The sequence below is a fragment of the Vibrio sp. J2-3(2022) genome, from assembly GCF_021725735.1.
GTDB lineage: Bacteria > Pseudomonadota > Gammaproteobacteria > Enterobacterales > Vibrionaceae > Vibrio > Vibrio diabolicus.
Genome location: NZ_JAKKCK010000005.1, coordinates 118,505 through 140,426, shown reverse-complemented (window position 1 = coordinate 140,426; position 21,922 = coordinate 118,505). Strand labels below are relative to the sequence as shown.

Here is a 21,922-nt window from a genome sequence, read left to right as displayed (position 1 = left end):
CTTCCTTTGTTGAATTTCTTATCAAGTAGGGCGTGCTAGCAGCACCGCACTAACACGCCCTAATATGTACTAAGAATTGACCAGAGAGACAAGCTAATGTTGTTGATTTGGCGATGCTACCAATCAAATAAGCTGTTAAGCCAGTTTGATTTCTTCTCACACTGCTGCTTTATTTGACCCGTTTTATCCCAAACTGGCAGTTTATAATCACTACGACAGTTCATTTCTAAACCACCATCTGATGTCGGCCTAAATCCTAACGTGGTGATCTCTCTTGGCCATGGAAGCTCTAAACGCTCAGGAATGCGTTGCTTCAAATACTCTGCGTACACTCGTAATGCACCGCTCGATCCCGTTAGATGAACCGGTTTGTTATCGTCGCGGCCTAGCCAAATTGTCGTCACTTCACGGCCATCAACACCGACAAACCAGCTATCGCGGTTATCGTTACTGGTACCCGTTTTTCCTGCCAGTGCAGCCCAACCAAACTGGCTTTGTAAGAAGCGGCCTGTACCTTGAGCAACCCCCTGTTTCATCGCGTAGGTCGTTAGCCATGCTGCTTGCTCATCCACGGCTCTTGATGAACGAGGCAAGGATTGATAAAGCACATTACCTTCCATATCCATCACTGAACGCAGAGCGGTCAGTTTCGCACGTTTGCCTGAGTTCGTCAGTGTCTGATACATCTGCGCGACTTCAAACGGCGTCAAAGAAAACGAGCCCAAAAACATCGAAGGCACTGGGCGGATTTCGTCTTTGTTGACGCCCAAACGTTCTAAAGTATTGGATACTTCTGGGATACCAAGCGCCATGCCTAAGCGCACAGTTGGCACGTTGAGTGACTTCGCTAAAGCAATGTAGAGTGGCACATCACCACGATATTTTCGGTCGTAGTTACGCGGTGTCCATACATTACCTTTACTGCTTTTCAGGCTTAGCGGCGTGTCGTGTAGCGTCGTGCCTAGGTTATATTTTTCCGGTTGTTCTAAAGCCGTCAAGTAAATCGCTGGTTTAACTAAAGAACCAATTGGACGACTGGCATTGAGCGCGCGGTTAAAACCTTCATAACCAACACGTTTACCGCCAACCATGGCACGGATTTCACCACTATGGCGATCAACCGCGACTGCAGCGGCTTCTAATTCTTTACCGCCTCGTTTCGCTAGCTCCGGGATCTTTTTCGCGATGGCTTGCTCCATTTTGCTTTGCGATACCGGATCCAGAGACGTAAACACGCGCAGTCCGGTTTCCGCTTTAAATCGCTCCCCCACTTTTTCTTTCAATTCAATGCTCAATTGCTGGAAATAAGCGGGCTGACGGCTCGCGATACGTGGTTTGCTCTGCGTATCAAGCGAACGACTGACGGCTTGCTCATACTGCTCTGAAGTCAGCATGTTTTGCTGCATCAACAAACGTAATACAAGATCGCGGCGCTCTTTCGTGCGCTCGGGGTAACGAATTGGGTTGTAGTAAGACGGTCCTTTTACCATCCCAACTAACATCGCCAGTTGATCGATTCGCAGCTCTTGGATCGGTTGTCCAAAGTAATAACGCGATGCCAAGCCAAACCCGTGGATCGCTTCACCACCACTTTGCCCTAGATACACTTCGTTAAGGTAGGCTTCCAAAATACGATCTTTGCTGTAACGGTAATCCAAAATTAACGCAATATACGCTTCTCTAACTTTGCGCCACAGCGTCTTATCACGGGTCAAAAACAGGTTTTTCGCCAACTGCTGAGTTAGCGTACTACCGCCTTGAACAGTACGACCCGCTTTAATGTTTGCAACCATTGCTCGTGCAATCGCGAGTGGAGACACCCCATCGTGTTGATAAAAATCCCGGTCTTCGGTCGCAAGCAGTGCATCAACTAAAATTTCTGGGAACTGATCACGACGCAAGAACAGACGCTGCTCATCTTGATCTTTCTCCAGCATACCCAACATCTTAGGCTCTAAGCGTAAGTAACCAAGATCGCCTCGGGACTCTAAAGACTGAATACGCTGTAAGCCAGAATCTGAAAAATGGAGCATCACGTGACGATCCGGTTCAGGACCATCGGCAAATTCAAATGGACGACGGATCAGCTCAATACGAGTGGAAGAAGAAGAGTACTCACCAGGATAGCGAGGCTGACTTACCTTACGGTAACTCAGTACATCCAGCTCGTTACGAAGTTCTTGAATGGTGATATTTTCACCCGGATTTAAGTTCAAGATGCGAGCATAAACCACCGTTGGCAGTTCAAACAGCTGGCCTTCAAAGCGCTCTTTCACAACACTATCTAAATAAATACCCACAAACAGCAAAACAGCGGCAAGCGCAACACCGGCTTTCCAGCTAAATGACCACAAAACTTTCAGCCACGAACGTTTCTCGTTAGCCGGCTTTTTACTCGGTGTGCGTCGAGTCTGTTTTGTCGTTCCTTTATTGGTTGTACTTTTCTTCGCTGGCGCTTTTTTCGCGCTAGGCTTCTTGCTGTTAGTCATTATTCAATTGTCTTTTTGTTTTCGTAGTTGCTACATGATTGGCAGGGTCATCTGGCCAAACGTGTTTTGGGTAGCGCCCTTTCATCTCTTTTTGAACGTCTTTATAGCTTCCGTTCCAGAAAGCCGCCAAGTCAGACGTCACTTGCAGCGGACGTTGTGCCGGCGAAAGCAGTTCAAGCACCAAACGCTTACGACCAAGTGCTACCGTAGGAGAGCCACTCTCACCAAATACCTCTTGCATACGCACCGATAGTTTCGGCTCATGGCCATACTGGTAACGGATACGCTTCTTTGAACCTGTCGGCAGTTGGTAATGATCTGGTAACCATTCATCCAGCTGTTGATTGAGTGGCCAACCTAATCGAGCGTTCAGCGCTTCGACCAAGTTTATCTTGCTCAAATCGTTAACCGAACTGACGGACGTCATGTACGGCTCTAACCACTCTTCTAATGAATCCAACAAACTGGCTTCATCAAACATTGGCCATGATTGCTCGGGTAACCATTCCACCGCACAACGAATCCGAGCCAACAAGCTCTCCGCTGCCGATGTCCAGTTTAGACTCTGTAAGCCCTGGCGGCGGACATACGTGAGTAAAGCTTGTGTCATTTTTTCTTTGCCAGGGCTTGGCAACGGCTCGCGTTCAACCACCAGCTGACCGAGTTTTGTTTGTCTCTCAGCCATTAGACGCCCTCTTTTTTCATCCCAGTCTACAACTTCTTCAGACGAAAATAGCGCTTCAAAGGTCGCTCGCAATATATTGACATCCAATTCACATGCCGAATGAATTTGACTGGAGTTAGAATTAGAACGCATTAAGTCAACGGCAACCAAATACTCACAGCCACCTAGCATGTCTTCCTGACGACATTCTGCACCATGACCATTAGCCAAAGTAAATCGCCCAAATTGATTTGTGCGCTGCTGCGCAATGCGATCTGGAAATGCCAAACTTAACACCAGCGGTAATGCCTCTTCATCCACGCCTTTCAGGTCAAATACCGTATCTAATTTGTACGCCAGAGATTGAGCACGCTTGAACAACATCGACTTTTTTGGATGAGTACCAACAAGCCAACGATGCAAACTATGAGCGATATTGGTGACGTTTCTTTCTGGCTCTTCAATCAGTGCGACCGCCGCCAAAGCAGCATTTAACATCTTATCACTGTAAGATTGCGCTTTAATTAGCATCGCAGCCGCACGAGGCTCAACGCCTAGTTCATGCGCCTGTTTTCCTTCGGACGTTAATTGCCCTTTTTCCGTCAGTAGTCCCAATGACACCAATAGCTGCTTCGCTTGTTCCAATGACGCATTAGCGGGAACATCAAGCCACTTGAGATCGTTGATATCACTCGCTCCCCAAAATGCGAGCTCCATAACTAAACTAGCCAAATCGGAATGCAAAATTTCGGGCTGGGGAACCAGAGGTTGCTGCTTGAACTGACTTTCAGAATAGAGGCGAACGCAAATGCCCTCTTCTATTCGTCCCGCTCGTCCTGCACGCTGAATCGCTGAAGACTGTGCAATGCGTGTTTGCTCTAAACGTGTTAAACCGTTTTTCAAATCAAACCGGGCAATACGCTCTAACCCAGAATCAACCACAAGGCGAATGCCTTCAATCGTCAGTGAAGTTTCTGCGATGTTGGTCGCGAGTACGACTTTACGCTTGCCGTGTTCTGCCGGCGTGATGGCTTTTTGTTGCTCAGTAAAGCTCAGTTGCCCATAAAGCGGACACACTTCAATATCATCCGCCAAATGAGATAAACGTTCTTCGACTTGTTTAATGGCCCCAACGCCCGGTAGGAAAGCCAACAAAGAGCCGGACTCTTTGTTCATAAGACTTTCTATTGTTTTTGCCATACTCGTAGGTAAATGATCATTCACACCTAACGGTTGGTAACGCATGTCTACGTCGAGACTGCGTCCTTCTGATTCAATGTAACTGGCTTCCGGCAACAACGACTGTAAGGCTTGTTGATCAAGCGTTGCCGACATTACCACCAGCTTGAGATCGTCTCGCAATGCCTCTTGAACTTCTAAACTGAATGCCAAAGCGGTATCGGCATGAATGCTGCGTTCATGAAACTCATCAAAGATCATGAGATCAACACCATCCAGTTCAGGGTCAGTTTGAATCATCCGAGTCATGATCCCTTCAGTCACGATCTCCAACTGCGTTGCAGAACTTACCTTTGCCTCGCCACGAACTCGATAACCCACGCGTTGACCTACTTGCTCTCCTAATTGCTCAGCAAGATAACGGGCAATGTTACGCGCCGCGAGTCGTCTTGGTTCGAGCATGATGATTTTGCCAGCAACCGAATGATTTAAGAGTAACTGCAAAGGGAAGTAAGTCGACTTACCGGCACCAGGCGCCGCTTTTAAGATCACTTGATGTTGATTTTTGACCGCCGTCAGCAACTCAGGCATCACGGCTTCAATCGGCAATTGTGACAAAGGAAATACCTTGTGGTGTAATGGTGGCAACATTGTACATAAAAAAATTTTTGTCTAAATAAGCAAATGCATTTCACACCCGCTTTAGAGTCCGCCACTCTACTCAAACGCTATAAACGCTTTCTTGCCGATATCGAACTCGATACCGGTGAAGTTCGTACTATCCACTGCGCAAACACTGGCGCTATGACAGGTTGTGCGACACCCGGAAACAAAGTTTGGTTTTCCACTTCCGACAACCCGAAACGAAAATATCCCAATAGTTGGGAGTTGAGTGAAACCGAACAAGGCCACCGCATTTGTATCAATACCGCGCGCGCCAACCAATTAGCCGTTGAGGCTATTGAAAATAATGTCATTTCAGAGCTTTGTGGTTATGACACACTTCAAACTGAGGTGAAATACGGTAATGAAAATAGCCGAATTGATATCTTGCTCAGCGCAGACAACAAGCCAAAGTGCTATATAGAAGTGAAAAGCGTCACTCTTCTTGATGAGACCGACTCTACTGGACAAGGATACTTCCCAGATGCGGTCACGACTCGGGGACAAAAGCACCTGAGAGAGCTCACAGAAATGGCACAAAATGGAAGTAGAGCCATACTTTTATTCACTGTTTTACATTCAGGTATTGAAAAAGTATCCGCGGCGCACCATATAGACGCGAAATATTCACTATTACTCAAACAAGCACAAGACGCTGGAGTGGAAGTTCTCTGCTACAAAGCTGAACTGAGCGATACTGGAATGAAGCTGATTTCCGCTATTGATTTTATCAATTAAGAGAAAAAATGATGTCGTCTTCACATTGACGATAACTTTGCGATTCAGTATTTGCTTGCACCGCCTCTTTTTGCTATAGATACCCGCCTTAAATTGACTGCGTAGCAGTTGACTAGGTGTAAGTAGGAGATGCTGTATGCCAGAATCAAAGAAGAAAACGATAGGCATCCTAGCCATTGCCGGCGTGGAGCCATATCAGGAAAAACCTGGTGAAGAGTACATGTCACCAGAGCAGGTTGAACACTTTACGAAAATCTTAACAGCTTGGCGCGACCAGCTGAGAGCTGAAGTGGATCGTACCGTTCACCACATGCAGGACGAAGCAGCAAACTTCCCAGATCCAGTTGACCGCGCCTCTCAAGAGGAAGAGTTCAGCCTAGAACTGCGTAACCGCGACCGCGAACGCCGTTTGATCAAGAAGATTGAAAAGACTTTGGATAAAATCAAAGAAGACGATTTTGGCTTCTGTGAGTCTTGTGGCGTAGAGATTGGCGTTCGCCGTCTTGAAGCACGTCCAACCGCTGACCTATGTATTGACTGTAAAACACTTGCAGAAATCAAAGAGAAGCAAATGCAAGGTTAATCAACCAAGCATTATGATTATTGAAGGGAGCTCAGGCTCCCTTTTTGTTTTGACTACCTTTGCATCCCATTTGTTTACTAAATTCGAGATACACGCATGACACGCTATGTAGGTCGATTCGCCCCATCTCCTTCTGGTCCTTTACATTTTGGTTCACTGATTGCCGCTCTTGGCAGCTATTTTCAAGCGAAAGCACACAACGGAACCTGGTTAGTACGTATTGAGGACTTGGACCCACCAAGAGAAATGCCAGGTGCGGCGCAACTTATCCTAGATGCGCTCAAAGCCTATCAGCTGCATTGGGATGGAGAGGTGGTATACCAGAGTGAACGTCATGATCTTTACCAAGCCCAAATAAACACATGGCTCGAAAATGGTGAGGCCTATTATTGCCAATGTACTCGAAAGCAAATTAAAGAGCATGGCGGGTTTTATCCTGGCAATTGCCGCGATAAAAACTTGAAAGACGGCGCGATTCGCCTAAAAATGACCAAGCCTGTCGCTCATTTCTTCGATCAGAAGCGTGGAACAATTAAGATTCCAGAGCAACTCGTTAATGAAGATTTCATTATTAAACGTCGAGATGGATTATTTGCTTATAATCTTGCGGTAGTATTGGACGACATCGACCAAGGCGTCACCGAAGTCGTGCGTGGTGCAGACTTAATCGAGCCAACAGGGCGTCAAATCAGTCTGTACCAGATACTTGGGCAGCCTGAAGTAAGCTACTTGCATTTACCATTGGCGATGGACAACAACGGCAATAAACTGTCGAAACAAAATCACGCGACGGCTATTGATATAGAAACACCAAAGCCTACTCTATTACGCGCCATGACATTTTTGGGGTTCGAGATACCGGAAGCCATAAGAGCGGCCAACATAGAAGAGATTCTTCGTTGGGGCTGCGAAAACTGGCGCTTGGAACAGCTTCCAACAGAGATCGAGATCACACCGTGATTCTCAAATGGCATTGTGTAGGCTATCATTAGCCGCAAATTAGGCCCTAGAGGCGCAAAAACTAACCAAAGCAAGATTGGACTAAACCCAGTTATTGCCAGATGCACATGAATACAAACGACTATACACCAAGCGAACCTGCCACTATTCCAGAGCTCGCTCTCAATGTAATAACTCGTGAAGAGCACAACATTTCGCGTAAGCAGATCAGTGATAATGCACTGAAGGTACTGTACCGCCTAAATGGTGCTGGTTTCGATGCTTTTCTTGTGGGTGGCGGGGTTCGAGACTTACTGCTTGGACAGAAACCAAAAGATTTTGACATTGCGACCAACGCAACGCCGGAACAGATCAAACAGCTATTTCGTAACTGCCGTTTGATTGGTCGCCGCTTCCGCTTGGCTCATATTATGTTTGGCCGAGATATCATTGAAGTAGCGACATTCCGCGGTCACCACCAAGAGCAAAAGAATAAGAGCATCTCTCAGCAATCGAAAGAAGGAATGCTGCTGCGGGACAATGTCTACGGCACCATCGATGAAGATGCTGAGCGCCGTGATTTCACGATTAACTCGATGTACTACAACATCGCGGATTACTCGATTCACGACTACGCACGTGGTATTGAGGATTTAGAAGATCGCCTCATTCGGCTGATTGGCGATCCAGAAACACGCTACCGTGAAGACCCAGTACGTATGTTGCGTGCAGTTCGCTTCGCAGTAAAACTGGACTTTGATATTGAAGAAGACACCGCGGCACCAATCGAACACATGGCACCGTTGCTCGGTGACATTCCGTCAGCGCGTCTTTTTGAAGAGTCACTCAAGTTATTGCAATCCGGTCATGGCCTAGAAACCTACCACCTACTGCGTGAGTACAACTTATTCCAACAGCTATTCCCGACGATTGCAGCGCACTTTACAGAAGATTACTCCTCTCACACTGAGCAAATGTTGGATCTTGTCCTAGATTCTACCGACATGCGCATCGAAGATGGGAAACGCATCAATCCAGCATTTATGTTTGCTGCAATGCTGTGGTACCCACTGTGTGCGAAAGCCGATGAACTGATGGAAGAGCGCAACCTAGGCCATTACGACGCTATTATGGAAGCGAGTAACATCATTCTTGATGAACAAGTTCGTACAATTGCCATTCCAAGACGCCACACCGCAACCATTCGCGAGATTTGGCAGCTGCAGCTGCGCCTTCCTCGACGTAACGGTAAACGTGCATTCCGTCTTATGGAGCTCAATAAATTTAGAGCTGGCTTTGATTTTCTTGAAATGCGCGGTGAAATTGAAGGTGGTGACACTCAGAAGCTTGCCAAGTGGTGGGAAACTTTCCAAAATGCAGGCCGAGAAATGCGTCAAGCAATGGCTGCCGACCTAGACGGTCAATCACCGAAGAGTGGTCAGCGCCGCCGTAAAACCTATCGCAAGAAAAAGAGTAAGCCTAAGTCATGATCACAGCGTACATTGCGGTAGGCAGTAACTTGGCTGATCCTGTCAGCCAAGCGAAGCAAGCGATTGAAGCGTTAAAAACGCTGCCTAAATCAGAGTTTGTTCAGGCTTCTTCGCTATACAGCAGCACGCCAATGGGACCACAAAACCAACCGGATTACATTAATGCGGTTGTGTCGATTAACACCAGTTTGACGCCTCTTGAATTGCTCGATTGCACACAAGCCATTGAGCAAGAACAAGGGCGTGTCCGTAAAGACGAACGTTGGGGACCAAGAACCTTGGACCTCGACATTGTTCTTTATGGCAATGAGGTGATTAATTCCGAGAGGCTGATCGTTCCTCATTATGGAATGAAAGAGCGTGAATTCGTACTCTACCCTCTTGCGGAAATTGCACCAAGTTTACAACTCCCCGATGGGACCGAGGTCTCTAAACTACTGGAACAAGTAGATAGAAACGGCCTCAGTATCTGGCAGTCATAGCCAACTCCTAGTAAGGATAAAACCATGAAAAAAATGACCATCAACGACCTAATCAAGTGGAAGCAAGAAGGTCGTAAATTTGCTACTTCAACCGCTTATGATGCGAGCTTTGCCCAACTGTTTGAAAGCCAAGAAATGCCAGTACTTCTTGTTGGTGATTCTCTAGGTATGGTTTTGCAAGGTCACAACGATACTCTGCCAGTAACGGTCGATGATATCGCTTACCATACTCGTTGCGTACGCGCAGGTAGCCCAAATTGTTTGTTGATGGCTGACATGCCATTCATGAGCTACACCACGCCAGAGCAAGCTTGCGAAAATGCGGCTACACTGATGCGTGCGGGTGCCAATATGGTGAAAATTGAAGGTGGTGACTGGCTAGTCGACACTGTAAAAATGCTCACTGAACGCTCGGTTCCAGTTTGTGCTCACCTTGGTTTAACTCCTCAAGCCGTGAATATTTTTGGTGGTTACAAAGTTCAAGGTCGCGATCAAGAAAAAGCGGACCGCATGGTGAAAGATGCGTTAGCACTGCAAGAAGCAGGCGCTCAAATCGTCTTACTAGAGTGCGTGCCTGCTGAGCTTGCTGAGCGTATTACGCAAGTGCTCGACGTGCCTGTTATCGGTATTGGAGCTGGTAACGTGACAGATGGTCAAATTCTCGTGATGCATGATATGTTCGGTATCTCTGCCAACTACATGCCGAAATTCTCCAAAAACTTTCTTGCTGAAACAGGTGATATGCGCAAAGCCGTTGCTAAATATATTGAAGATGTAGCCAACGGTGTATTCCCAGACGACGCTCATACCATTGCCTAGAGGATAAATGCATGCAAACTTTTGCGGAAATCTCAGCAGTTCGTGAACACCTTAAAACCTTTAAACGTGAAGGTCGTAAAATTGCGTTTGTCCCAACCATGGGCAACCTTCACGAAGGTCACTTAACTTTAGTGCGTAAAGCACGCGAATACGCTGATATCGTTGTCGTAAGCATCTTTGTTAACCCGATGCAGTTTGATCGTGCAGACGATTTAAATAATTACCCACGTACGCTAGAGGAAGACTTAAGCAAGTTGACCTCTGAAGGGGTCGATGTGGTATTTACGCCAACACCAGAAGTTATCTATCCTGAAGGGCTTGATAAACAAACGTTTGTTGATGTTCCGGGTCTATCGACAATTCTCGAAGGGGCTTCACGCCCAGGTCATTTCCGTGGCGTCACAACCATCGTAAACAAGCTATTTAACATCGTTCAGCCAGATGTGGCCTGTTTTGGTGAGAAAGATTTTCAACAACTTGCGGTTATCCGCAAGATGGTTGTCGATCTTGCGATGGACATTGAAATCATTGGTGTACCAACCGTACGTGAAATGGACGGGTTAGCTATGAGCTCTCGCAATGGCTTACTCACGCTGGATGAGCGCCAGCGTGCGCCAGTGCTTGCTCGTACAATGCGTTGGATCAGTAGTGCCATTCGTGGCGGCCGTGATGACTACGCATCGATCATCGAAGATGCGAGCGACCAACTGCGAGCTGCTGGTTTGCATCCTGATGAGATCTTCATTCGTGATGCTCGTACTTTACAAGTGATCACGTCAGAAACGACACAAGCCGTCATTCTGATGTCTGCGTTCTTAGGCAAAGCTCGTCTTATCGATAATCAAACGGTAGATATGGTTGTCGAAGCGAAGGAAGAAGCAGACTCTAGTAATACAAACTCAGAGAGCGCAGAGTAAGCTCTGAGCTATCAAGACGTAAAAAGGTCGACTCTCAGTCGACCTTTTTTATTTTCTACGTATAGACGCAATCTAATCCTTCAGGACGTGTTTTAAACCGCTTGTGCAGCCACATCCACGCTGGAATATCACGTTTTATCATTTTCTCAAGCTCTTGGTTCAAGATACTTGCCGCTTTAATCGCATTACGCCTCTCGAAACGCTCACTGATATCTTTTCCAATATACAACGTGTAATGGTGATTCTTGCTCACTGTGACGCCAGATATGACCGCACACTTTGTTGCGTCTATAAGCACACTAGAGCCCACGGTACTCGCGGCTTGTTCAACAGCAAAGAACGGCGCAAAAACAGAATGGCTAACGCCATAATCATGGTCGGGCAAATACCAAAGTCGATGACCATTTTTCAGAACTTTGAGCATTGATTTCACGTCTTTTCGATCAATCATTTGATGCCCAAAACGAGTTCGACCTCGATGTTGAATAAACTCATAAGCAGGATTCGAATTTGGGCGATACACACCGTAACCTTTGGCAAACTGGCTAAAAATACGAGCGGTTATCTCCAAGTTTAAATGGTGACTGCACACCACCAACACACCACGGCCATTCTTTTCCTCAGCGAGTAAACGATCTTTCCCAACAGTAGAGGTTATCCGACGTATCCGCCAATCTGGCCAAAACCAGGCGATCCCCGTTTCGATGATCGCCATTCCCGTATATTGAAAGTTTTTTCGTACTACGTCCTTACATTGCCAATCCGTAAAATCAGGGAAACACAGCTGGAGATTACGCAGAGCGATCTTGTGTCGGCGCTTCATTACATGCATCGCAACACAACCGATGCTTCTACCTAAGATTCGCAATACTATGTATGGCAGTACATTAACAAGAATCGCTAAAGATCCAAATGCCAGCCATACAGACCAATATTTGGGCTTAAGTAACTGATAGGAGAAAGGCGGCGGCGGGACAATATTCATAGGATCACTCATTTATTACAAATGATTGAAACCTATCATGATAAAAACTGAAAGATTGTATGGGTATGTATTGTTATGCATGCCAAAGAGCAGCATGATTCGCTGCTCTTTGTTGTGTGGGAGAGTCTTAGCTTCTTAGCCCAATACCTTTCGTTACTAAGTAATGAGCAACGGCATACAGCGCTATCACAAACACCGCAAGCACACTGAATGAAGTGACAATACCTACATCCGATACGCCTAAAAAACCATAACGGAACGCATTCACCATGTAGACGATTGGGTTAATCTTAGAGACACCTTGCCAAAATTCAGGCAGTAAGCTGATGGAATAAAAAACACCACCCAAGTAGGTTAACGGGGTCAACACAAATGTAGGAATGATCGAAATATCATCAAACGTTTTTGCATAGACCGCATTGATCAGCCCGCCTAGAGCAAATACAACGGATGTCATGAAGACGGTCGCAACAATAATACCCCAGTGTTCAACTTGCAGATCCACAAACAATAGAGACACACAGGTAACAATAGCGCCTACTAACAAACCTCGAGTCACACCGCCCATTACGTATCCAGCAATAATCACGTAATTTGGCACCGGTGCCACCAGCAGCTCTTCAATGTTCTTCTGTAGTTTTGCACTAAAGAACGAAGACGCCACATTCGAGTATGAATTGGTGATCACCGACATCATGATCAAACCTGGAACTATGTACTCCATGTAGCTAAAGCCGCTCATCTCACCGATTCGAGAGCCAATAAGATTACCGAAAATGATGAAATACAGTGTCATTGTGATTGCAGGCGGAACTAAAGTTTGCACCCAAATACGCGTAAAACGGGTGATCTCTTTGCTCAGCAAGCTACGAAATGCCGTCCAATATAAACCGTACATTTACTTACTCCCCTCTCTTACAATGCTGACAAACAACTCTTCCAGTCGGTTGGCTTTGTTACGCATTGAAAGAACTCTAATACCATGCTCTGTTAACTGACTGAACACTGAATTCAATCCTTGGCTTTTATCTAGCTCTATCTCTAAAGAGCCATCAACAATACTTTGTCGATTGACGCCTTCAAGCTCAGGCACCTCGCCTTCAGATTCAATGTCTAGGATAAATGTCTCGACGCTTAACTTACCTAGCAACGCCTTCATGGTGGTGTTTTCAATCAACTCACCCCGGTTGATAATGCCGATATTTCGACACAGCATCTCCGCTTCTTCTAGGTAGTGCGTCGTCAAAATAATCGTAATCCCTTGCTCTTGGTTGATCTCTTTCAGAAATTCCCACATTGAGCGGCGTAGTTCAATGTCCACCCCAGCCGTTGGTTCATCCAAAATGAGCAACTGCGGCTCGTGCATCAAAGCTCGGGCGATCATCAAACGGCGCTTCATCCCGCCAGATAAATTACGGGCACGCTCTTTACGTTTTTCCCATAAATCGAGTTTTTTCAGGTACTTTTCAGCTCGTTCTTTGGCTAATACTTTAGACACACCGTAATAGCCCGCTTGCTGCATCACGATTTGTTCAACAGTTTCAAACTGATTGAAGTTGAACTCTTGTGGCACCAAGCCTAAATTCTGTTTGGCCAACTCAAGGTCGGTATCAATGTCATAACCGAAGACTTTCGTCGTCCCAGAAGTTTTGTTCACTAAGGAAGAGATGATGCCGATCGTGGTCGATTTTCCTGCACCATTGGGACCCAGAAGCGCGTAGAAGTCACCCTTTTTCACTTGGAGACTAATACCTTTTAACGCCTCAAAGCCACCTGCATACGTCTTGCGCAGCTGTTCAATTTCTAATGCGTACATAAGGTCGTGATTGCCGTTTGTTTGTGATTACTAATACCGACTCGATGTTTATCAGCGGTTTACTACGAAATCGCCTTGGGTATTGTACTGGAGGTCCATCAGTTTATCGTTGAATAACGATGATTACAATTAAACCTTTCGATAATATTGGAAATATAGTCCCTATCAACGTAAAGGTTATCTGCAAGTAAGGAAAAGTTAGGGAATAAAAAACGCAACAGAGCGCTGTTGCGTTTTTAACGATCAGAGTGATTACGCCGTTATACGCTGATACTGGTCCGCCTCGACATGTGCTACCGCCGCATTCAATGCTTCATAACGGAATTGGTACATATTGTAATTCGGGACAAGATCAATAACGTGGAACTTTTCTAGCTGTTCTCGCGTGCGCTCATTTGGACACAACAAATACACGGCACAATTAGCATCGAGCGCATCTTTAATCGCGTTTTCTAACGCTAAACCGACAGTAACATCAATCATAGGTACATCGGTAAGATCGAGAATCATCACATCATAATCCGAAATACTGGAGTGCTGGCGTGAAATTGCCTTAGAAACACTGAAGATCATTGGGCCCGAAAGATAAAAGAACAGTACTTTGCCATTGGCGCGATCAAGCAAGCCACGCTCGCTGTCAGTTAGCGGCACATCGTCTTCATCCGCGTCACTGATCGCTTTCACTTGTCTCGCCTGCTCTCGGCTCAGACGCTCAATGATAATAATGTTGGAAATAAAGACGCCCAAGCCCACGGCAACGATAAGATCAACGAACACTGTGAGCAACATAACGCCATACATTACCGCCATTCCGGAAAAGCTAACCTTGTGTGCTCGTTGAATAAAACTCCAATCCAAAATGTTAAAGCCGACATATACTGCAATGCCAGCCAACACAGCCATTGGGATCGGCTCCGTTAATCCACCAGCAACCAATACGACCAATGCAAGCATAAGTGCACGAATCACACCGGACAATGGCGAACGAGCCCCAACTTGAATGTTAGTCACCGTGCCCATCGTTGCGCCCGCTCCAGGTAGTGCACCGAACAAGCCTGAGATCATGTTGGCAAGACCTTGGCCTCGCAGTTCTTTGTCTGAGTCGTGCTCTTTACGAGTCAAGGAGTCACCGATAACCGCCGTCAACAAAGTATCGATACAACCTAAGGTGCCGAGCACCAACGCATCAATAACCATCTCAACAAACATATCTGGATCAATATGAGGCGCAACGAGAGAAGGCAATCCAGCCGGGATTTCACCGATACGACGAATATCTTCCGTATCGAAGAACATCACAGACAACAAAGTCACCGCAACCAATGCCACGAGTTGCGCTGGTACATATTTTCGATATTGCTTAGGGAAGAAAAAGAGAATCCCCAAAGTCAGTAGACCTAAAAACAGTTCACTGAACTTGAGGTTAGAAATGGTCTCCGGCAAAGCAGATAATGTTCCGAGCACTCCTCCAGAAGGCGCGGCATGCCCCATCAAAGGTGATAGCTGCAAAATGATAAGAATCACGCCAATCCCTGACATAAAGCCCGAAATCACGCTATAAGGCATCAAGGTAACGTATTTACCCAGTTTTAACGTCCCTAATAGGATTTGGAACGCGCCAGCCATCATAACAACCGTGAAGGTCATGGCCATGCCCGTTTCTGGATACTTCGCCATCATACTGGTTAACACAGCGGTCATGATTACCGTCATTGGCCCTGTTGGTTCTGATATTAACGTATTAGAACCACCAAACAACGAAGCAAACAAACCGACCATTATTGCGCCCCAGAGGCCTGCTTCTGCCCCTGCACCGGATGCAACACCGAACGCTAACGCCAAAGGAAGAGAGATAATCGCCGTGGTTACCCCGCCAAATACATCCCCTTTGAAATTAATATCTTCAAAACGACTACCGAACACTGCTGATTTCCCTGCATTCAATTTTAAAAAGTAAAATGTCATTACTTTAACGAGCCAGGCGAAAATTTAAACCATAAATAGATTAAGGCTAAATTCACACCACAAATAATTAGGCCTAATTTTACGTTTTTATTGATGAAAACTAGTCAGATGAGTCCTGTCTGACGAATATTTAACGGGATCGAAATTGTAACATTGTGTATAGTTACAACACTGATCGCTTGCATGTTCATATAAGCGGCAGCGCTTTTGTCTTTTAAGGGAAGTAGTTTGCAAGATGCCGGAAATTAAACAGTTATTTGAAAACAATTCAAAATGGTCTCAAGAGATCAAATCTGATCGACCTGAATACTTCGCAAAACTCGCAGAGGGTCAAAAGCCCGATTTTCTTTGGATTGGCTGTTCTGATAGCCGTGTCCCTGCCGAGCGACTAACCGGACTATACTCGGGTGAACTATTCGTTCATCGGAATGTTGCAAACCAAGTCATCCATACTGATCTCAACTGTCTGTCCGTCGTTCAATACGCCGTAGACGTTCTTAAGGTTAAGCACATCATTGTCTGTGGACACTATGGCTGTGGTGGCGTAAACGCTGCCATTGATAACCCTAAGCTAGGTCTTATTAATAATTGGCTGTTACATATCAGAGATATCTATTTCAAACACCGCACTTACCTAGATCAAATGCCGCAGCAAGATCGAGCGGATAAACTAGGCGAGCTTAATGTTGCAGAGCAAGTGTACAACTTGGGTAACTCAACCATCCTGCAAAACGCTTGGGAGCGTGGGCAAGATGTTGAAATTCATGGCGTGGTATACGGCATTGAAGATGGTCGTTTAGAGTACTTAGGCATTCGTTCTAACTCTAAGGAAACCGTAGAAGCGTCTTATCAGAAAGCCCTTTCGACGATTCTAAATACAGACAATAAGCTGCTTTGTCGCTAAGCTACATCTAAAAGTTGAACAAAAAACGCCCATCTGAGATGGGCGTTTTTTTGTATTTTTAATGCTGCTCTCAATGATTATTCTTGAGGTACAACTTTACCGATGTATGGTAAGTGGCGGTATTTCTGCGCGTAATCAATACCCACACCAACGACAAACTCATCTGGGATTTCGAAACCAATCCAATCCACAGGAACATTCACTTCACGACGAGATGGCTTATCTAGGAGCGTACAAATCGCGATAGACTTCGGCTCACGCAGCGATAAGATCTCACGGATTTTATTTAGTGTGTTACCTGTATCAATGATGTCTTCAACAAGCAAAATGTCTTTGCCTTTGATGTCATCATCCAAATCTTTCAAGATACGAACGTCACGTGAACTTTCCATTGTGTTGCCGTAGCTTGACGCTGTCATAAAATCAACTTGGTGAGTCAGTTCGATAGCACGTGCCAAGTCTGCCATAAATACAAATGAGCCACGCAATAAGCCTACCAACACAAGATCTTCACTACCTTGATAACGCTCTGTAATTTGTTTGCCTAATTCACGAACTCGTTCCTGAACTTCTTGCTCAGAAATCATGACTTCTATTGTATGTTTCATACTGTGCTCAATCTAATTTGTGGGTTGAGGTAAGTCGCACGCAAACGATCACCTAATCTTACGGCGTGTAGTGTATCACCACGTTCATTGGGTTGAAAGTCACATCCTGTTGCCAAAAAATCTTGGAAGAAGGTCTTAGTTTTATAAAGTTCATAGCTAAATTTATCAATAATAATGACATTACTGTATATAAATTGTTCTACAGATGTTGACCTTGTTGATATGCACCATTACACTCATCACTGCTTTAAGCAACTATTAAAATAATCAATTAGGGGGTTACCCCCAATATCAACTCAAATGGCAAGGAAAATGGATATGGACTCAATTGCAAAGAGACCTAGAACTAGGCTTTCCCCGATTAAGCGTAAGCAACAGTTAATGGAAATCGCATTGGAAGTGTTTGCGCGCCGCGGCATCGGTCGTGGTGGTCATGCAGATATCGCAGAAATTGCTCAAGTTTCTGTGGCGACCGTTTTTAACTACTTCCCGACTCGTGAAGACTTAGTGGATGAAGTACTCAACCACGTCGTACGTCAGTTCTCGAACTTCCTATCGGATAACATTGACTTAGACCTACACGCGCGTGAAAACATCGCCAATATTACTAATGCGATGATCGAGCTTGTCAGCCAAGATTGTCACTGGCTAAAAGTTTGGTTCGAGTGGAGTGCTTCAACACGTGATGAAGTATGGCCATTGTTTGTTTCAACTAACCGTACTAACCAGTTGCTGGTACAAAACATGTTCATTAAAGCGATTGAACGCGGCGAAGTGTGTGACCAACACGATTCAGAACACTTGGCAAACTTGTTCCACGGTATTTGTTACTCACTGTTTGTCCAAGCGAACCGTGCAAAAAGTGAAGCGGAACTTAAGCACCTTGTTAGTTCATACTTAGACATGCTTTGCATTTACAACCGTGAACACTAAAGCTTAACTCGCAATATATGTCAGCCCACCGTTTGGTGGGCTTTTTATTGTCAGCTGTCAGCTGAACACACGTTTTATATTCCTAACTAACAAGCATAAAAAAACCGCTGCAATGCAGCGGTTTCTATCATTCAGTCAGAAAAAGCTTACTTCTTCTTAACTGCTTTTTTGTTTGGCAGGTCAGTGATTGAACCTTCAAATACTTCAGCAGCTAGACCTACAGACTCATGTAGAGTTGGGTGAGCGTGGATAGTCAGAGCGATATCTTCTGCATCACAGCCCATCTCAATTGCAAGGCCGATTTCACCAAGTAGTTCACCACCGTTAGTACCAACGATAGCACCACCGATTACGCGGTGAGTTTCTTTGTCGAAGATTAGCTTAGTCATACCGTCTGCACAGTCAGATGCGATTGCACGACCTGATGCTGCCCATGGGAATGTCGCCACTTCGTACTTGATGCCTTCTTCTTTCGCTTCTTTTTCAGTCTTACCAACCCAAGCTACTTCTGGCTCAGTGTACGCAATTGAAGGGATAACTTTAGGGTCGAAGTAGTGCTTCTTACCAGAGATAACTTCAGCTGCTACGTGACCTTCATGCACACCTTTGTGAGCAAGCATTGGTTGACCAACGATATCACCGATCGCGAAGATGTGAGGAACGTTAGTACGCATTTGCTTATCAACGTTAATGAAGCCACGCTCGTCAATTTCTAGACCCGCTTTTTCACCGTCGATTAGCTTACCATTTGGTACACGACCGATAGCAACTAGAACCGCATCGTAACGCTCAGCTTCAGCTGGCGCTTTCTTGCCTTCCATTGAAACGTAGATACCGTCTTCTTTTGCTTCAACTGCTGTTACTTTCGTTTCTAGCATTAGCTTGAACTTGTCTTTGATACGCTTAGTAAATACTTTCACGATATCTTTGTCTGCTGCAGGAATTACCTGGTCAAACATTTCAACAACTTCAACTTTAGAACCTAGAGAGTGGTAAACCGTACCCATTTCTAGACCGATGATACCACCACCCATGATAAGCAGTTTTTCTGGCACTTCTTTTAGTTCAAGAGCGTCAGTAGAGTCCCAAATACGTGGGTCTTCATGCGGGATAAATGGCAGTTTGATTGGACGAGAACCAGCCGCAACGATTGCATTGTCAAAGTTAACAACTGTTGGCTCACCTTCGCCTTCTACAAGGATAGAGTTAGGGCCAGTGAACTTACCGTAACCGTTAACTACTGTAACGTTACGCATCTTAGCCATGCCGCTTAGGCCGCCAGTTAGTTGGTTAACAACTTTTTCTTTCCAGATGCGGATTTTGCTGATGTCTGTTTGAGGCTCACCGAACACAACGCCGTGGTCAGCCATCGCTTTCGCTTCCTCAATTACTTTAGAAACGTGAAGCAGTGCTTTAGATGGGATACAACCCACGTTCAGACATACACCGCCAAGCGTGCTGTAACGTTCAACTAGTACAGTTTCAAGACCTAAGTCCGCACAACGGAATGCAGCGGAGTAACCAGCAGGACCAGAACCAAGTACAACAACTTGGGCTTTAATTTCTTTGCTCATTTTGACCTCTTGTAGTCATTATCCCTAACAGGCTGAGTGGGTATCGATTTTTTATGTTTAAGAGAGATTTGTTTTAAACAGTTATTTTCAGACCGCTAACAGTTTACAGAGATGTTAATGGTGTGAAAAGTAAATCAATTTAGCCTGTGAGCTAGACAACAATTCGATTGTGAAAACCCTGAACGAAGCAAGGCTGATAACCAAATTGTCGGTAATTATGATTAGCAGAGGCGGCTAAGTTGCCGCCTCTCATTCATCTAATTTCTATTACAGAACTAGACGACGAATGTCAGATAGACATGAGTTTAGGTAAGTGATGAAGCGCGCCCCTTCAGCACCATCGATCACACGGTGGTCGTATGATAGAGATAGTGGAAGTTGTAGACGCGGTTCGAACTCTTTACCGTTCCATACCGGTTTCATTTCTGACTTAGACACACCTAGGATACCAACTTCTGGCGCGTTTACGATTGGAGTAAACGCCGTACCGCCGATACCGCCTAGGCTAGAGATAGTGAAACAGCCACCTTGCATGTCAGCAGCAGTTAGCTTGCCTGCACGTGCTTTCTTAGAAACAGCCATTAGCTCTTCAGATAGCTCGTAGATGCCTTTCTTGTTCACGTCTTTAAATACAGGAACAACTAGACCATTTGGTGTATCTACCGCGATACCAACATTCACGTATTTCTTCAGAATTAGGCTCTCACCGTCTTCTGATAGAGAAGAGTTGAACGCAGGGAACGCTTCAAGCGCTTTAGCTACCGCTTTCATGATGAACACAAGTGGCGTGATCTTCATGCCAGTGTCTTTCTTCGCTTCAATCGCGTTTTGCTCTTTACGGAATGCTTCAAGAGCCGTGATGTCTGCGTTATCCCACTGTGTAACGTGCGGGATCATTACCCAGTTACGGTGTAGGTTTGCACCAGAGATCTTCTTAATGCGAGATAGCGGTTGAACTTCTGTCTCACCAAACTTGCTGAAGTCCACTTTTGGCCATGGTAGTAGACCAAGAGCCGCGCCGTCGCCTTTACCAGATGCTGCTGCACCTGCGCCAGACTCAAGACGCTTAAGTGCATCTTTCACGTAAGCTTGAACGTCTTCTTTTAGGATACGGCTCTTACGACCAGAACCTTTAACCTTAGAAAGATTAACGCCAAACTCACGCGCTAGACGACGAACAACTGGAGACGCATGAGCGTACTCATCGTTTTCTTTGAAATCGCCAGTCGCTGCTGGAGCTGCTGCCGCTGGAGCTTCTGCTTTAGGAGCTGGAGCTGCAGGTGCTGTCGCTTGAGCTGGAGCCGCTGCAGGAGCAGGTGCTGCGCCCGCCACTTCGAATACCATGATTAGTGAGCCAGTAGACACTTTGTCGCCAGCTGCAATCTTGATTTCTTTAACCGTACCAGCAAATGGTGCAGGAACTTCCATAGAAGCTTTGTCACCTTCAACAGTGATTAGAGATTGCTCTTCTTCCACTGTGTCGCCAACGGCAACCATGATCTCAGTAACTTCAACTTCGTCGCCGCCGATATCTGGAACGTTCACTTCTTTTGCCGCAGACGCTGCTGGAGCTGCTGCCGCAGGAGCTTCAGCTGCCGCTGGTGCTACTGGAGCGCCTGAACCTGCTGTTTCGAATACCATGATAAGTGAGCCAGTCGATACTTTATCGCCAGCTGCAACTTTGATCTCTTTTAGCGTACCTGCGAATGGCGCTGGAACTTCCATAGAAGCTTTGTCGCCTTCAACAGTTAGAAGAGATTGCTCTTCTTCGATGCTGTCACCAACGGCAACCATGATTTCAGTAACTTCTACTTCATCACCACCGATGTCTGGTACGTGAACTTCTTTTAGTTCTGCTGCCGCTGCTGCTGGAGCTGGAGCTGCTGCTGGAGCTGCTTCTGCCGCAGGAGCAGGTGCAGCGTCAGCTGCACCCTCGGCTTCGAAAATCATGATTAGAGAACCAGTAGAAACCTTATCGCCTTCTGCAACTTTGATTTCTTTAACGATACCCGCTTGAGAAGCAGGAACTTCCATAGAAGCTTTATCGCCTTCAACTGTGATCAGAGACTGCTCTTCTTCAACCTTGTCGCCAACGCTTACAAGAATCTCAGTAACTTCAACCTCATCCGCACCGATGTCTGGTACATTAATTTCGATTGCCATTTCTTATCTAC

Annotated in this window: 18 protein-coding genes; 9 read left to right on the top strand and 9 right to left on the bottom strand. The window is 45.8% G+C overall.

Features of this window, described 5'->3' with window-relative positions; translation table 11 throughout:
• Positions 1-116 precede the first annotated feature (116 nt).
• Together mrcB and hrpB are read right to left on the bottom strand one after the other, a co-directional pair.
• Positions 117-2,489 (bottom strand): penicillin-binding protein 1B, encoded by a 2,373-nt coding sequence (mrcB, locus tag L3V27_RS17910; RefSeq protein ID WP_237312440.1) that lies wholly within the window; start codon positions 2,487-2,489, stop codon positions 117-119.
• A complete protein-coding gene (gene hrpB, locus L3V27_RS17905) occupies positions 2,482-4,950 on the bottom strand; it encodes an ATP-dependent helicase HrpB (RefSeq protein WP_237312438.1) in 2,469 nt (822 codons plus the stop codon). The genes mrcB and hrpB overlap by 8 nt, the downstream gene beginning before the upstream one ends.
• A 66-nt stretch (positions 4,951-5,016) precedes the next feature.
• On the opposite strand from hrpB, the gene sfsA reads away from it, so the two are divergent.
• The 7 genes from sfsA to panC all read left to right on the top strand — a co-directional run bounded on the left by sfsA (position 5,017) and on the right by panC (position 10,963).
• Entirely contained in the window at positions 5,017-5,733 is a 717-nt protein-coding gene (sfsA, locus tag L3V27_RS17900) for a DNA/RNA nuclease SfsA (RefSeq protein ID WP_006743318.1), read from the top strand.
• Positions 5,734-5,869: 136 nt separating this feature from the next.
• Complete coding sequence (gene dksA / locus L3V27_RS17895; protein ID WP_005386584.1) at positions 5,870-6,316, top strand: RNA polymerase-binding protein DksA; 447 nt, start codon at positions 5,870-5,872, stop codon at positions 6,314-6,316.
• Between the two features lie 96 nt (positions 6,317-6,412).
• Entirely contained in the window at positions 6,413-7,276 is an 864-nt protein-coding gene (gene gluQRS / locus L3V27_RS17890) for a tRNA glutamyl-Q(34) synthetase GluQRS (protein WP_237312437.1), read from the top strand.
• A 101-nt stretch (positions 7,277-7,377) separates the two neighbouring features.
• Positions 7,378-8,745, top strand: a complete 1,368-nt coding sequence (pcnB, locus tag L3V27_RS17885) for a polynucleotide adenylyltransferase PcnB (RefSeq protein WP_046875073.1) — start codon at positions 7,378-7,380, stop codon at positions 8,743-8,745.
• Complete coding sequence (folK, locus tag L3V27_RS17880) at positions 8,742-9,227, top strand: 2-amino-4-hydroxy-6-hydroxymethyldihydropteridine diphosphokinase (protein WP_005396720.1); 486 nt, start codon at positions 8,742-8,744, stop codon at positions 9,225-9,227. Before pcnB ends, folK begins: the two co-directional genes overlap by 4 nt.
• Positions 9,228-9,251: 24 nt before the next feature.
• Complete coding sequence (gene panB, locus L3V27_RS17875) at positions 9,252-10,046, top strand: 3-methyl-2-oxobutanoate hydroxymethyltransferase (protein WP_005396718.1); 795 nt, start codon at positions 9,252-9,254, stop codon at positions 10,044-10,046.
• 11 nt (positions 10,047-10,057) lie between these two features.
• Complete coding sequence (gene panC, locus L3V27_RS17870) at positions 10,058-10,963, top strand: pantoate--beta-alanine ligase (protein ID WP_167426254.1); 906 nt, start codon at positions 10,058-10,060, stop codon at positions 10,961-10,963.
• Between the two features lie 55 nt (positions 10,964-11,018).
• On the opposite strand, the gene L3V27_RS17865 is transcribed toward panC, so the two are convergent.
• The 4 genes from L3V27_RS17865 to L3V27_RS17850 all read right to left on the bottom strand — a co-directional run bounded on the left by L3V27_RS17865 (position 11,019) and on the right by L3V27_RS17850 (position 15,687).
• A complete protein-coding gene (locus L3V27_RS17865; RefSeq protein WP_104970935.1) occupies positions 11,019-11,948 on the bottom strand; it encodes a Kdo(2)-lipid IV(A) acyltransferase in 930 nt (309 codons plus the stop codon).
• A 127-nt stretch (positions 11,949-12,075) separates the two neighbouring features.
• On the bottom strand, positions 12,076-12,846 hold the full coding sequence (locus tag L3V27_RS17860) for an ABC transporter permease (RefSeq protein WP_005396714.1): 771 nt from the start codon (positions 12,844-12,846) through the stop codon (positions 12,076-12,078).
• Positions 12,847-13,764: an ABC transporter ATP-binding protein gene (locus tag L3V27_RS17855; RefSeq protein ID WP_047008973.1), complete on the bottom strand. Its 918-nt coding sequence runs from the start codon at positions 13,762-13,764 to the stop codon at positions 12,847-12,849. It abuts the gene before it with no gap.
• Positions 13,765-14,016: 252 nt separating this feature from the next.
• Positions 14,017-15,687, bottom strand: coding sequence for a SulP family inorganic anion transporter (locus tag L3V27_RS17850; RefSeq protein WP_237312435.1), 1,671 nt, complete (start codon positions 15,685-15,687; stop codon positions 14,017-14,019).
• Between the two features lie 277 nt (positions 15,688-15,964).
• Between L3V27_RS17850 and can the strand changes: the two genes are divergently transcribed.
• Positions 15,965-16,633, top strand: coding sequence for a carbonate dehydratase (gene can, locus L3V27_RS17845; RefSeq protein ID WP_005379996.1), 669 nt, complete (start codon positions 15,965-15,967; stop codon positions 16,631-16,633).
• A gap of 77 nt (positions 16,634-16,710) precedes the next feature.
• Here can and hpt read toward each other — a convergent pair whose 3' ends face one another.
• Complete coding sequence (gene hpt, locus L3V27_RS17840; protein ID WP_005379995.1) at positions 16,711-17,241, bottom strand: hypoxanthine phosphoribosyltransferase; 531 nt, start codon at positions 17,239-17,241, stop codon at positions 16,711-16,713.
• A gap of 318 nt (positions 17,242-17,559) precedes the next feature.
• On the opposite strand from hpt, the gene opaR reads away from it, so the two are divergent.
• Positions 17,560-18,174, top strand: coding sequence for a transcriptional regulator OpaR (gene opaR / locus L3V27_RS17835; protein ID WP_031780576.1), 615 nt, complete (start codon positions 17,560-17,562; stop codon positions 18,172-18,174).
• Positions 18,175-18,320: 146 nt separating this feature from the next.
• Here the strand turns inward: opaR and lpdA are convergent, their stop codons facing one another.
• Positions 18,321-19,748, bottom strand: a complete 1,428-nt coding sequence (gene lpdA / locus L3V27_RS17830; protein WP_005379993.1) for a dihydrolipoyl dehydrogenase — start codon at positions 19,746-19,748, stop codon at positions 18,321-18,323.
• A gap of 267 nt (positions 19,749-20,015) precedes the next feature.
• Complete coding sequence (gene aceF, locus L3V27_RS17825; protein WP_237312433.1) at positions 20,016-21,911, bottom strand: pyruvate dehydrogenase complex dihydrolipoyllysine-residue acetyltransferase; 1,896 nt, start codon at positions 21,909-21,911, stop codon at positions 20,016-20,018.
• Positions 21,912-21,922 lie beyond the last annotated feature (11 nt).